We start from the raw sequence: 14,083 nt of genomic DNA, 5'->3' as shown, positions 1-14,083 counted from the left end.
ATCTTTTTGATCTTCTACTTTCTTCACAACCTTCATTCTGTTCACCTCCTTCTTTTCTTAAAATTAACTGCTTTTATTTTTCAAACATGTAAAAAACCACGATAAAAGTTATTGTATTATAGAAACTAATTAAGCCATACTCTAATAACTAAAATTGCTCTTTTCAAAGAGATGAGAAGAATTTTGTAAAATCCAAGAAAGCCAATCCAAGCAAAAATACTTTTACATATTCAGCGATATATATTTGACAGTTGTGCTCGTCCACTTTTCAGTCAAAAACTATCAACTTTATGGATAGGGAAGAATATCTTTATTTATTTCTTCTCCCTCTTTCAAATATTCTTTATATTTCTCATGTCCAAGCATTGGTATCCCAGCTATAAATGCTGGTACAAATTCTACCATGAATACTTTGGATATAAATATGTGGTTAAATCTACCTGGCATTATTTTGAGGCAAAGAGGTCTTATTTTTTCTTTTTTTAAGTAATCTGTTGCACTAATTCTTTCTTGATTTTTCTTTATTTCCGATAAATATATTTTTTCATTGTTTTCAAGATACCAACTTAACTTTTCTTTATGTCTTTTGAGTCCATAATACGAAACTGCTTGATAAAAGACTTTGAATTTTCTGGGATCTTCCTCTTCCTGAACATCTAAAACCCGATTCACATAGATCGATGTTAGCCACTTTGGTGCATATAAAACCTTTCTAGTATTATTAACCGATTGGGCATACTCTTCTAAAGCTGATAAAATTGCGCTTTCAATATCCACACTTATACCGCCTCCTGTATTGAAAGAATATTTTTCCATGTCTTTATCAAATGATACAGCCGTAACAACATGAAAAACTTCTTGATCTATGTTGTGCCTATAAAATCTAATGTTTTTTTCTTTAATATAATCTTTATACTGTAATAACCTTTTATCCTCTATTTCATTTAACACAATTTCTTTTGGTGGTATTTTACAATACCACGATAAATTTATCTCATGTCTTTCTATGATCTCAAGTAAACCATGTTCATACCCATATAATTCATTAAAGTGTGATGTAAGACCACCGGAAGTTGCATATGCTATTCTTCTTTCTTTTGAATCTTGCCGTTCATAGTACATCATAATGAGAGATGCTGGTACATATATTCCCTCATGAGTATCCATATCCAACATTTTTATCCATCCAACTATTGAATTTCTATCAAATTTATCAAATAGAAAATCTTTTTCATTGAACTGTTCATCAGAAAAAATGTTTATTTTAGCAGGATCAATTAGTTTATATCCTTCTTTAATCAATTTGTTATATGTTCCTACCAGGACATTTTCTCTTTGATTAAAATAATCCAAGCATCCCATCAATCTTTCAAATGCTTCACCCAATGATGAGCAAATGGCCTTATAATATGAAAATCCTTTACCACCTGCAAAAATTGACTCTTCAAGTCTTATAGACATGCTTGTCCTTCTCAGCAAGTAATTAAACAAGTAAGTAAGATTTGCAAATTCGCAATTACCAATAAACAATGGTAATTCGGATGAGGGTGCCAACACAATATCTACTTTTTTGATCAAATTAAAGTATCCTACAAAACTCATCATTTCCTTATAATTTAAATAATCATCTATCTGGGTTATTTGTGGTTCACATATTTTCCGTTTATTTATTACATTTATGTTTAATCCCACTTTACCTTAACCCTCCTGAGCAGAAAATATAAGATAATAGCTACTATAACTAAATATATCAAATCTTTCCCCTGTTCTTTAAAAGAGAACAATCCATACCACCACATTTGTGTGACTTGGATACTATGTGACATTGGTAATAAATTTGCAAATTTTTCTATATTCGGCGGTAAGGAGTCCAAAGGTAGAACTATTCCAGATGTAAATATTAGAGTTAAAAACAAAAATGAAGTAACTATATTTGTCGTTCTCGCTGATTTTATCAATAGCGATAACAAAAATCCTATACCATAGTAAATATACATGTTTAAAAAATACAACATTGCAAATCCCATTATTCCTAATAAATGTATGAAAAGTGTAGCTTTATAGAATATAAATGATACAGTTGTAAATAATAACGTTGATATAATACTAACTATTGAAAAAGTAGCCATTAAGGAACCAAAATATATTTTATAATCCACTGGATATGTTATATACCTTTTTATTACCCCTTGTTCCTTAAGCTCACTTATTGTAATTGGTATACCCATTAAACCTGCATTTGCAAGTAAAAAAATTATGTTTATAGGAACGACTGTATCTATCCCTAGAATATGTTCACCATAATGCGTTGGTTCTTTCCCAAAAGCACTGCCAAACACCACAGTTAATACCATAGGTAAGACTAGCATAAAGAAAACGGTTGTAGGATCTCTTAACAAAGCTTTTACTTCTACTTTAAAAAATCCATACATTTTTCTTATAGTAGTTTTGAAGCTGTTTTCCATTATTTTACTACCCCTTCCTGGTTTACTATTGTGCCAGTATAATAAAAGTATATGTCTTCAAAATCTACATCATGAATAGCAAAACTCATTCCTTTTTCCTCAAGCATTCTAATTAACCTGTTTTTATCTCCCTTTAAAAAAATATGATATACTGTTCCTGAAATTCTCACCTCGTAGTCATTAAAATGAGCTGAAATAAAATTCTCTACTTCATCAAAAAACTCTTTTCTCACTTTTATAAGATATCTATCTTTACATAGGCTCATTATATCAGTGGTGGTTCCACTTAAAATTATTCTCCCTTCATTTATCAAATAAATGTAATCGCTATATCTTGCAGCTTCATTCAGGTAATGGTCAGAAACAATGACTATCTTATTCCTTGAATAGTCTTTTATCATATTCCAAATCTCATTCCTGTTAAATGGATCTAATCCCGAGACAGGTTCATCCAAAATAACTATATCTTGTCCAGCCATGAAGAGCATTGTAACAAGCAACCTTCTTTTAGTACCTCCAGACAATTGCTTCGTCCTTTTATTGTAGTATTTTTGCAAACCAAATTTACATAAATATTCATATGTATCAATGTTTAAATTAAATATGTCTTTAACTAAATTTAGTTCTTCTTTTACTTTGCTGCTTTTCCTTAAACTGTTTTCCTGAGTCAAAAAGCCCACTTTCTCTTTTGTCTCTATATCGTTACCAAATTTGCCGTTTATTATAACACTCCCTTTATCAGCTTTTCTTAGCCCAATTATTATTTCCAATAAGGTTGTTTTTCCACTTCCATTTGGACCCGCTATGAGATAAACCCCTGGTTTATCTATCCTAATGTTTATATCTTTTAAAACCATACTATTGTTGTAGGATTTATATAAATTCTTTACCTCAACAAACATAGTATTCATTTCTTCACCCTTTCTTTTTTAATGCAAACCAATTATAAATCATATGAAAAGTAATTGGATACAATATGTTGTGAGTTTGTATAAATATATAACCAAGTACCAATCCCATAACCATTTTAGACAGCACATCATACTTCGAGAAAAAAATATGCACCATACCAAAACACATACTGCTTAGTATTAACAATAAAAATTCCATTTTAATGGAACTTTCTATTAAATAGAGTCTAAATACCAATTCTTCCAGTATACCGATAATTACGGATGTTAAAAATTCTAACATCTTAACTCTACCTTTAAAATAATATGCGATATCTAGTATGAGAACGTCACTTTTAATTATATTTATCAACATGAAATCTAAAACATAATATACTAACGAAGTTATACTTACCACTAATAATATAGTTATACTAAGTGTGCCTGTAAATTGTATATTACTATTATATGCATACAATACATTTATCCAAGCAGCCAAAATAAGTAATGAAATATATAACTTTAATGCGATATTTTTATCCCATTTCAAAACCTTTGTTAGTAGAATAAAAAATGTTACTAAGTAAATTAACAATTCTTTTAAAATATTCATACCACATCGAAACTCCTTGATTTATACCCAAAACCTATGGTTGCAATCGGGTATTCATCTTTTGATAGGTTTAGGAGAGTTTCTATCTTATGCTCTAAAAAACCTGCTACAATACATGAAGATATACCATTATTTTCCGCAAGCAACTGCAAATAAGCTAGTAGTATACCAGCATCTACATGTGCAAATCTATATGCTCTTTTGTAATATTTAGGAACAACTCTTCTAAGATCTGCAACTACTATGCATAAAAAACTACTGTAAGCAGTAAATTCGTTTTGGAAATGAATTTCTTTTATAATTCCTCTCATATTTCCATTATCTATTTGACATATCTTATTTCCTATAAAATCGTAGTAATACAGTCCTTGCTCGACACCTTCAACATTATTTACTATAATGTATAGATCTAAATAATTTAGTCCACCTTGGCTATTTGTATATTTAAATAGATAACTCTTCCTATCGTAGACTCCTTCTGCAACGTGTTTGACACCGAAACTATAATGTATAATTTGACTAAAAGCTTCAAAACTAACCTCTCTATTTTCATAATCACGAACTGAATATCTATTTTTTATGATTTCAACTATATTTTTGGAAGGAAAATCATTCACTTGTAGTTTAATCTGTTTTAAAGAATTATCTATAAGCTCTTCCTTGTTATGCTTGATATAATATCCCTTATGCATGTATTTCATGTAGTTTTTAGTTTTATATGGTGTATCGTCTATTATCTCATGTAATATACTAACCTGTTCTAAATCCGAGCAGTTTGCTAGTAATTCCTTTAATTGTTGGATTTTCTTATTGTAATATTTTAGCCTCACACCATCCACTTATTCCTTCTCCCTCCTTTTATCTGCATATAAGTATATTAAATATGCTTTTTTCAATACCATCTAAACCTAAAAGGTTATTCACGCTATGATTCTCAAACATGTTAACATCCAAAATTTCTTTACACTTTCCGTAATTTTTAAACCTTTCTATTATTGCCCCGTAATTTATTATGGCACTCCTATATCCATATTCCCCCAGAAACAGCATAACCCTTATTGGAATAAATATAGGAAAAATTATAATTATATCTTGCAAACTTTCCTGGATAATATTAACAGACTTTATTTGATGAATTTGATAGAAATTATGTTTGAGTAGTTTTTGTATTAAATCTTTAGCATTTTCCTTCCACCTAAAAGTAAAATTTTTCTGTGGCAAATACTTATAAATACTTTCTTTAAAATAAAATAGTATATCCAAACAATGATAATCAACCTTCGGATATTTGTTCAGATAATATATCAATTCTTTCAATTTACTTTCTAGGTCACTCACATACACATATTTTTCTCCTTTTACAACCCATTCAGAATCTTCTGGATGTACTGTTTTATTATACCATTCCACCGATTTATGATATAATTCTATATTCCTAATCATTTCTTCTGAAGACAAAAAATTTGAATTTGCATGAAATAACTCGGCAGGTGAAAAATAGAATTCATTTGTATACCTTGATGCATAATAATTGAGATTCTCTTCAAAAAACTCAAAGTTATTATCTGTAAACACATTGTTTTCTTCCAAGTATCGCTTGAAAACCGCTAGTTCTTCCTCTGTAAATTCTTTATTATTTTCATCAAATAACATTTTTATTGACTTTTCCTTCATTTAGCTTCACTTCCTTAATATTATATAAAAGGATGTGTCAAATTTTTATCTCCCTGACAACTAGGGCACTTTGGAAACCTAAACAATCTTATCTTAGTAATAACCATTCTTTCAAAGTCAACCGAATATGCATAGTTGTTTATATACGTGCATTTCAAATATTTATCCAAAATTAACATAGTTAGATTTAGTAACGTATTAAAATATAAATTGTCACTTGCTATTAGAACATTGTTTTCCTTTATGTAACTTTCTTTCATAATTTGATAGTCTAGTAAATTATAAAATGATGACTCCCTTAGCAATTCAAAATCGTTATAACATCCTGCTCGATTTATGTCCATAATAGGAATAATTAGTCCTTCATCACCGTCCAAATAAGATATAACAAATTTTTTCTCTAAATCTACACAAAGCCTGTTTATCTTGTAAAACAGGTTTGGATTAAAGTATTTTTGAATAACCAGCACACAATCATGCTGCTTAATGATATCTAATAGTTTTTCTTCTCCTAAATATTCCGTTTCTCCCTCTCTAGTTATAACATTAAGTGGAGCAATAACGGTTAAATATGTTATATTATAGTTCTCATCTCTAACATCCTTAAATTTATTCCTTATCTTTATCCCATCCTCCTTAGAGATTATCAAACAAATATTTTTTTCTCTTGCTCTAAATTTGATATTATAACTTCTATTTCTAGCAACTTATTTAAAAAATCTTCAATAGTTTTCTCATCAATAAATTTACATTTTTCCAATATAATTTGTTTTAAATTCTCTATTCCCACTGGATATGTAACTTGTTGAAACAGCACCTCTAAAATACCACTCTTATCCTCATCTATTATTTCAAAGGAGTAATTTGAAATACTACCTCTTTTTACTAAATACTGATACCTGTTACATTTTATAAATTTCATCTTTTTATTTAAATTTAACATTACTCCCATTTTATTTCCCCTCCATCTATCTCCAGAAACAAGTCAAATCCTATCACATTTCCGTCATAATCAATACGAGCAATCTCAATTATGTTATTCTTTGATAAATCGTAATTATTTATATCTTTTACATCGCTGTCAATTTTGCTAATAAGCAGACTTATTGCGTTCTTAAATTCTTCTACATCATTCGAAATAGATATTGAATAACTTTTCCCGATAGAAAAATCTTCTAAATATCTATATTGCGGATAATTTTTCAAAAAATTGTATATACCAGAGCCTTCACTTATTTCTACTTCTATCATTATCCTCATTGTTACCGTCTTTTTTGTGATATCTTTCTCTATTACTTTTGTTATTAGTCTATTTTTATAAAATATCCCTCCATCCTTTAACCTATCTATTAATTTACGTACTTCCTGCTGTATGCTTATCGGATTTACTACTTCTTTCTCAAAGTAAATTAAATTTTCAAATTTTATTCCATCTCTTAAATTTACATCCACCTTTTATCTCTCCCCTTTTCTTTTCTACCTCATAAGTGAATTTTTATTATATAGAGAAACTCAAAAACAAAATAGAAAAATCCTAGGAAAAGTAAAATTGAGCAATTATAATTTTTATTTATGATAATATTTAACCTTTTTCTCAAAAGAATATTTACCTTCTAACAGAATTTTTCTTTACTTATTTCACTGAACTAATATTAAAGTCTGTTAATTATGTACTTATAAGGATAAATCTTTAATAGATTGAAGTCCTTTTTTTATTTTTATTTTATAATACACTTTTTCCAATGTCTACTATATCTTTGTATAGTTTTGGCGAAAAAATAAAAAAACTATACAAAAGTATAGTCCAAATTTAATTTATCAAATTAAGCCTAATGGCTTTTGCAATAGCTTGTTGAAAGTTCTTTACTCGCAATTTTTTAATAATTTCTTTTTTATGATACTTTACCGTAGCTGGTTTTAGTCCGAGTTCCATCGATATGGCTAATTCTGTGTATCCTTTTGCACACTTTTTTATTATTTCAATCTGTTTATCTGTCAATTTTTCAAGGTCTTCTTGTGATTCTAAATCCATTTCTCTTTTATATTCGTTGGCAATTTTATATACTAATAAATCTATAAATCCCATCATTTCATCTGCCATATTATGTTCTATTATTGATATATCCAAATAGCCTACTATCTGATTATCTATGTGAAAAGGCGTGGCTATACAGTACCATTGTTTGAAAATATCACAATAATGCTCTTCCGGTTTTAAGTAAATTGGCTGCTTTAATTTCATAGCCAATGAAATGGCATTTGTCCCACAGCTTTCCTCCTTAAAAGAGGTTCCTCTCTTAATACCTAAGTCAGTAATATCCTTGTATATTTTTCTATTACATAAAACATCTAAAAGGTATCCTTCACTATCTACCAGCAAGAAAATATATCTTTTCTTCAATTGTGCACGTACCTTATTAACACATTTTCTAAAAACTTCTATGAGTTTTTTATTCTCTTGTAATTTCCTTTTCAATTCCTCTTCTTCTAAAGATATTAATGGAGTAACTATCGATTTTGTAAGTCCTATTTCCAGACACTTTTTATAAGAAAAAAGTATTTCATTAGACTTTATATCTCCCATCAAAATTTTCCCTCACTTCAGCTCCAACCTCTCAAATATATAATTTGCAAAGAGCAAAAACATTCCCGCTTCTAAAAGCATTATTATAGAAGCTGATAAAATGCCTATTCCCATACTTTTTGTCGCAATACCCAAAGGAATGGAAACTAATCCTACAGGTATAAGCACAAATAATAATCCAAACAACCTAAAAAAAGGTATTGCTATTTTAATGTCTTCTTTTGATGGCATAAAAGTAAGCAAAAAAGCGTAGGAAAAATTCTGTAAAACCGAAAGACTTATTATAAACAGTATAGCTGCAATAGTATTAAGCAAGCCGGGTTTTATAAAAATTGAAGCAGGTACTATAAGAAGTATCGCTGTTATAAACGATTTTAAAAGAGGTACAAAGTTTACTGCAATAAGCTTTTCTATGCCTTCTCCCGGAATTATGTAAATGTACATTCTATTTAATTCTGCCCCTATTGCTGAGACCATACTCAAAAGCCAACCCATATAAGCGTACATAAAAGCCAAAACAAATATTATAGTGCTATCATTTTTAGGAAGAAAATATCCAAAAGCAATTGAAATTACAAGCAAAAAGAGGTTATAAAAATTAAAATATATAGAGCCTATCTGTCTTTTATTTTCTACCATTTTAAGCCATATAAAAGCCCATGGACCTTTTGGTGAAAATTTCACTTCTACTTTTCTTTTTTTCTTTTTTATATTTTCTTCCGTACCTGACAAGTCACCTTTATCGGCCTTTTCTCTTATCTTTCTTATCTTTTCATTGTAAGTGACAACTTCCTCATAATAGTCCGTCGCAAAATAAAGTCCTATAAATACAAGCAAAACTATTGTTACAAGTTGTAAAATTATCTGTATTATTGCGTTGTGAGAATTACCAGTAAAATATGAAAGTATAAGTCCTTTTGAAGGTCCTATAATAGGAACATAATCCCATCCTTTTAAGTCAAAATATTCAATAAAACTATAAATGTTTTGCTCTTTATAGGCAAAATACACTGCAGAACCGAGAAGCAAGACTAATACACTCCATAAAATGTATTTTATTATCTCTTTTGCATTAAACTTCATTGAAATGGAGTAAAATAAAAAGCTTAAAGGACTAAGTGCAAGATAAAAAGTAAATACTCCGAGGTATCCCCAAATTAAGTTCTGTGAATATTTGAAAATTTCCATTGTAACACTTAAAAAAGGCAGATATATGATAAATAGAACAGCAATAAATAAATTTTTAAAAATGCTCCTTACCATGTACCAGAAAAATATCATTCTTTCTCTTATCGGGGAAGACAACAAAAAAGCTGTATCTCCTGGGCTCAATATAATTCCCGGCTGTCTTAAGGAGGTAAATAAAGAAGCAAAAACTCCCAAAAGCATGACCGCTATCAAAACTGCATTAAAAACTTCAAATTTTATCGTACTTATTTCATTGAATGTCTTTCCCCTGTTTGTTATCACGGGTATTAAAATGAATACATACCAGATAAATTGAAGAAGATATATAAATATTCTTTTGGGGTTTTTGATTATATCCTTCACAAAATTTTTAAATCTTAATAAGTCCAATGTAAGCAAAGCCTTTATTTCTGTCATTTTGTCACCTCCAAAAAGAGGTCTTCTAATGTGCCATTAGGTCCTGCTTTTTCCATAACCTCTTCAAGAGTACCTTCATAGATGAGCTTTCCCGCTTTTAAAATAAGCACTCTGTCTCCAAGATTTTGAACTGAATCTAGCATGTGTGTACTCAAAAGAACAGATTTGCCTTCTTTTTTAAGTTCGCGTATGGTATCTTTAAGCTCTCTAATCGCCTTAGGGTCAAGCCCTACAAAGGGTTCATCAAAAAGCATTACCTCAGGTTTGTACAAAAGGCCGCAAATAACCATCACCTTTTGCCTCATGCCTTTTGACAGATTTGCCCCTAATTCATCTTTTTTATCCAAAAGGTCATAGGCTTCAAGATATCTCAAAGCCTCTTTTTCCCAATTGTCAAGGTTGTAAGCAAGAGCAATAAACTTCATATGCTCCCAAACTGTAAGCATTGGGTATATGTCAGGAATTTCAGGTATGTAGGAAAGCTTTTTTCGCGCCTCTTTGTCTTTATAGTCATAACCGCATACCTTTATCTCTCCCTCTGTCTTCCTCAAAAGTCCCATTATAGTCTTTAAAGTAGTACTTTTACCTGCCCCGTTTGGACCAATAAGACCCACGACTTCACCGGGATAAAGTTCAAAAGTAATGCCATCAACCGCTTTTATTTTGCCGTAATACTTTTTTAAATTTTTAATAGACAATACGCTATTCATCGTAACCCTCCATTTTAGTGTGAATTTTTAACTGTTGTGGTAACAGTATTCAGTTGTGTTGAGTCAATCTTTGTGATAGACGATATCTCATAAGTTTCTGTACTCTGAGATTTTTCAATTGTAAATTCAACTGTACCGATTGGCTTATCATTTTCAAAAATATCATACGTTAATCTCTGATAATCTCCCCACGGAATCTTATCAATCTCCATAGATTCTGCATTCTGTGAACAGCCTGCAAGAATTATTAACAAAAAGCTTCAATAAACATATGATAAAATATCGCAACAATAAAATATATCAAGAGACTTACCTCCATCGTAAAAGTTATTAGACAAGAAATTTTTAACACAATATTATAAATTCTACAAATTTCCCCAAAATCCTTCTTTTATTTCCAAGTCATATCAAAATTTTACATGCTTTTAACAAATCATTATCAGCTTGCCTCTTCATACTTCTAACTATTTATAATCAAAAAGCTCATTATTTTCGCATAAAAACATACAATAGAAAAATATTAAAAAATAAAAGTATAGCCCCTACCGTAATATCATATGTCCCATGAAAAATTTTCTTTTTACCTTTTGCTTGAGGATATCTCATTACAATATAAGAAAACAACTGCAATATAGGCATAAAAAATATAAATTCCAACTTAGATGCAGCATAATTTATATTCCCAAAAGCATCTCTCTGAAGAGGTATACTCTTAGGTAAATATTTGTGTGCGAAACATTTATAATAAAGGTTATAACTGGAAATATACAATCCCACTTAAACAAATATTCAACTACTCTTTTTCGCATTTTCACTATATCCTCCCCTTTAATTTACTTGTTTTTACTGTTAAAGTCTACTATACTTTTGAATAATCTATTCCCTAGACATGCATAAAAGGGACGGTTTCTCTGCCCGGATTAGTCTAGGCAGAAAAACCGTCCTCAAAAAACACAGGTTAGTCCCCCTACTATTAACACAACCCTAACTCCAAAAATCTTTGCTGCAAATTCTGGTTACTTTTTACATATTCTAACCTTTCAATACATGAAATTCTACCTATTTAATGTCTTTCTTATATTTCTCTTATCTTCACTTTTCTCTACTATCCTCTCATTATTACTAGGCTAACGCTGCATTTGCCGGCTCGGAGAATACTAACCCAAGAGGTTAGCAGCAGCCTAAAAAAGCAGCAAAGGATTAGAAACTTTGCTGCTTTACTTTTACTTAACAATAAGATAGTTTTCATAAAAGCCGCTTTAAAATATTTAGTATGCGTTTATTATTTAAATAACCAGTTGTATTTCCTATTTTTAAATCTCTATTTACTCTTGCCTCATATTCAGCAATCCAATCCATTCTACCATTACTATCGAACTGCGTCAGGAAAATATTTGGTTTTATTCTTTGAGGCGATTCACTTGGGTCAAAAGTTAAAATTCCGTAATCCAATAGGGAAATCTGTCCTGCTTTATACAGCTCATAAGAAATATTCTTAATATCACTAAAAGAAGCATTTCTAATGTTATATTTACCCGATAACTCCTTCCAAATATCTGAAGAATTATTTGCTTTATCATTATTTTTTATCACAAATGTATTAGAAATTTCTTGTCTCTTATCATGTTTAGTAATTTCACCGTCATATCGAATCTGCTGTTGATAACATAAAGGCATTATCATCATTTCTATCACTTCCCTAAATAAATTATTTAATCGTTTTATTTTATATGTATAAAATCGGACATTGTATTCCATGGATAGTTTGAAGAAGTATTCTGGTAAGTAAAATCACCACTATCATAGCCACTAGCATCCCACCAATAAAACCAACCATCTATAATTGAATCGTTATCTAAATCAATTGGTTGCGATTGAACGGAATTCAAAAGACTTCCATTCATTTTTGCAAAGCGCAGATGTCCATATCCTATTTCAATTGTTACTATATACATCTCATCTCCTCCATGATCTTCAACGGAAGAAAGTTGATTTTCCGAAAAATATTCATATGTTGGATGTTGAGAAGAAATTACAGCATATACCTGTAAATATGTTAATGGCGGAGCTGCCGCGAAAGACTGAACTGTCTTCGATTCCAAAATTTCTTCTTCATAATTTTCCTTAACTGTTTTTAAATATTCACAAACTTTTTCATCAATCCTCATTGGAGATTTTATTAGCAAAGATGAATTAAGTGAATTTTTCTCATTTCCCCTTTCTAACTCTCTAGCCTGAACAGGAACCGATAATACCAAAGTAAAAAGCGCTATAATTGACATTATTATCACAATCTTTTTCATCATCTCTCCCCTCCTTTCATAATCTAATGCATATACTCCTAAGTTTTATTAAATTTTTTATGCCTAAACATTTAACTTTAAATAACATCCAATAACTCTATTTAATTCCATTTTACTATATTGTTCTAAAATTGTCAATGAAAATCGAAAATCTTGTTACAGCCCGTTATCGGCATATAAAGAATTTCTCGGGAATAATCTTTTTCCAACAGAAATAACATTCACCACTCTAAAATTCATTTTTTCAACATTTACTTCTGTAGGCATAGAAATAGTCCTCTGGTAAGTAATGCAGTTTTATTACTGGCTTTAGAAGCAACTGTTCTAATGTACCTACTTGTTTTTCAAAGGATATCGATACAGATACCTCACTTATTATGTTAGCCGCCAGAAACCAATATAAAAAGCCAATGTAATAACTGTCTTTTACAGCAGCATAATTTCTAAATTCCAAAAAGAATCCTGCAAAAAATATATAAGTTACAATCATATTTACTATATATAATTTTCACTAAATTTAGTTTGGGCCACTTTTTAATATTTGACTTTCAGAGGATATTTATGATTTTTTAGCTACTCTTTTGTCTTTTCTTATCCCTGACTATTTTCTTTGTATTTAATTGTCAGTTTTGATTATTATATATTTTATATCATACATACTTTGTTTTTTAATTCTGATTATTTTAATTAACTTTGCACAATAATAACATTTCTGCACTTATTTTTTATTTTCATTATACAATGAAACTAATGGCATGTCTACTATATTTTAGTATAGGTTTTATTACATTTCCAGTTAATGTTTACATAAATAAGCAAAAAAATCATACTAAAGTATAGTCTCAAACTTTAATCTACATCTATTAAACCTAACTTAACTGCTCTTATAACCGCCTCTTTAATGTTTTTTACTTCAAGTTTTTCTACTATCTTTCTCTTGTTATACTTCACAGTCACAACTTCTATTCCCAGAGCTTCTGCTATGTCTAATTCTCTGTATCCCTTTGCCTCTAACGTCAGTATTTTTATCTGGTCGTCATTTAATTTTATCTTTATCTCATTTATCTCTTTTTCTTTCAATATCTTTTCATATTCAACTGCTATTTTTTCAGCCAGCAGTTTTATTACCATTGATACTTCATTTGTGATTTTTTTATTAATAGTTGATATATCAACATAACCATGATAATAAATTCGCTCATCTTCTTTACTCTTTGAAGTGCTTCATACAACACTTTT

The 14,083-nt window shown here is 29.7% G+C and carries 17 protein-coding genes; all 17 read right to left on the bottom strand.

All coding sequences use genetic code 11. From position 1 onward, the window contains the following. Nucleotides 1-288 precede the first annotated feature (288 nt). Nucleotides 289-1,692 carry a YcaO-like family protein gene (locus TMATH_RS02380; protein WP_013149837.1) on the bottom strand — a complete coding sequence of 468 codons (1,404 nt, stop codon included), beginning with the start codon at nt 1,690-1,692 and terminating at the stop codon, nt 289-291. Beyond that, nucleotides 1,683-2,465, bottom strand: coding sequence for an ABC transporter permease (locus tag TMATH_RS02375; protein WP_013149836.1), 783 nt, complete (start codon nt 2,463-2,465; stop codon nt 1,683-1,685). Before TMATH_RS02375 ends, TMATH_RS02380 begins: the two co-directional genes overlap by 10 nt. Next, nucleotides 2,465-3,376 carry an ABC transporter ATP-binding protein gene (locus TMATH_RS02370; protein WP_013149835.1) on the bottom strand — a complete coding sequence of 304 codons (912 nt, stop codon included), beginning with the start codon at nt 3,374-3,376 and terminating at the stop codon, nt 2,465-2,467. The genes TMATH_RS02375 and TMATH_RS02370 overlap by 1 nt, the downstream gene beginning before the upstream one ends. Before the next feature lie 4 nt (nt 3,377-3,380). Next, the gene (locus TMATH_RS02365; RefSeq protein WP_013149834.1) at nt 3,381-3,968 is read right to left on the bottom strand and encodes a CPBP family intramembrane glutamic endopeptidase; all 588 of its coding nucleotides are present in this window, start codon (nt 3,966-3,968) and stop codon (nt 3,381-3,383) included. After that, nucleotides 3,965-4,807 carry a SagB family peptide dehydrogenase gene (locus tag TMATH_RS02360; RefSeq protein ID WP_013149833.1) on the bottom strand — a complete coding sequence of 281 codons (843 nt, stop codon included), beginning with the start codon at nt 4,805-4,807 and terminating at the stop codon, nt 3,965-3,967. Before TMATH_RS02360 ends, TMATH_RS02365 begins: the two co-directional genes overlap by 4 nt. A gap of 19 nt (nt 4,808-4,826) precedes the next feature. Further along, nucleotides 4,827-5,642, bottom strand: coding sequence for a hypothetical protein (locus tag TMATH_RS02355; protein ID WP_013149832.1), 816 nt, complete (start codon nt 5,640-5,642; stop codon nt 4,827-4,829). Between the two features lie 20 nt (nt 5,643-5,662). Continuing rightward, nucleotides 5,663-6,292, bottom strand: coding sequence for a hypothetical protein (locus TMATH_RS02350; RefSeq protein WP_013149831.1), 630 nt, complete (start codon nt 6,290-6,292; stop codon nt 5,663-5,665). After that, on the bottom strand, nt 6,289-6,594 hold the full coding sequence (locus tag TMATH_RS02345) for a hypothetical protein (protein ID WP_013149830.1): 306 nt from the start codon (nt 6,592-6,594) through the stop codon (nt 6,289-6,291). Before TMATH_RS02345 ends, TMATH_RS02350 begins: the two co-directional genes overlap by 4 nt. Next, on the bottom strand, nt 6,585-7,094 hold the full coding sequence (locus TMATH_RS02340) for a hypothetical protein (protein WP_013149829.1): 510 nt from the start codon (nt 7,092-7,094) through the stop codon (nt 6,585-6,587). Before TMATH_RS02340 ends, TMATH_RS02345 begins: the two co-directional genes overlap by 10 nt. A gap of 358 nt (nt 7,095-7,452) precedes the next feature. Then, nucleotides 7,453-8,226 (bottom strand): helix-turn-helix domain-containing protein, encoded by a 774-nt coding sequence (locus TMATH_RS02335; protein ID WP_013149828.1) that lies wholly within the window; start codon nt 8,224-8,226, stop codon nt 7,453-7,455. 12 nt (nt 8,227-8,238) lie between these two features. Further along, on the bottom strand, nt 8,239-9,831 hold the full coding sequence (locus tag TMATH_RS02330; RefSeq protein ID WP_012994528.1) for a putative ABC exporter domain-containing protein: 1,593 nt from the start codon (nt 9,829-9,831) through the stop codon (nt 8,239-8,241). Further along, nucleotides 9,828-10,541: an ABC transporter ATP-binding protein gene (locus tag TMATH_RS02325; RefSeq protein ID WP_012994527.1), complete on the bottom strand. Its 714-nt coding sequence runs from the start codon at nt 10,539-10,541 to the stop codon at nt 9,828-9,830. Before TMATH_RS02325 ends, TMATH_RS02330 begins: the two co-directional genes overlap by 4 nt. Nucleotides 10,542-10,555: 14 nt before the next feature. Continuing rightward, nucleotides 10,556-10,753, bottom strand: a complete 198-nt coding sequence (locus tag TMATH_RS02320; RefSeq protein WP_028992206.1) for a hypothetical protein — start codon at nt 10,751-10,753, stop codon at nt 10,556-10,558. A gap of 1,033 nt (nt 10,754-11,786) precedes the next feature. Further along, nucleotides 11,787-12,227, bottom strand: a complete 441-nt coding sequence (locus TMATH_RS02310) for a hypothetical protein (RefSeq protein WP_012994526.1) — start codon at nt 12,225-12,227, stop codon at nt 11,787-11,789. Between the two features lie 35 nt (nt 12,228-12,262). Continuing rightward, nucleotides 12,263-12,847, bottom strand: coding sequence for a DUF4879 domain-containing protein (locus TMATH_RS02305; protein WP_012994525.1), 585 nt, complete (start codon nt 12,845-12,847; stop codon nt 12,263-12,265). Nucleotides 12,848-13,088: 241 nt separating this feature from the next. Next, complete coding sequence (locus TMATH_RS11855) at nt 13,089-13,298, bottom strand: hypothetical protein (protein ID WP_028992207.1); 210 nt, start codon at nt 13,296-13,298, stop codon at nt 13,089-13,091. 395 nt (nt 13,299-13,693) lie between these two features. Continuing rightward, on the bottom strand, nt 13,694-13,975 hold the full coding sequence (locus tag TMATH_RS02300) for a helix-turn-helix transcriptional regulator (RefSeq protein ID WP_013149827.1): 282 nt from the start codon (nt 13,973-13,975) through the stop codon (nt 13,694-13,696). Nucleotides 13,976-14,083 lie beyond the last annotated feature (108 nt).

Origin of the sequence: Thermoanaerobacter mathranii subsp. mathranii str. A3 (assembly GCF_000092965.1) — a bacterium.
In the GTDB taxonomy this organism is placed as follows: Bacteria; Bacillota; Thermoanaerobacteria; order Thermoanaerobacterales; family Thermoanaerobacteraceae; genus Thermoanaerobacter; species Thermoanaerobacter thermocopriae.
Note: the sequence above shows the minus strand (reverse complement) of the source record. Positions and strands in the feature narration are given on the sequence as shown.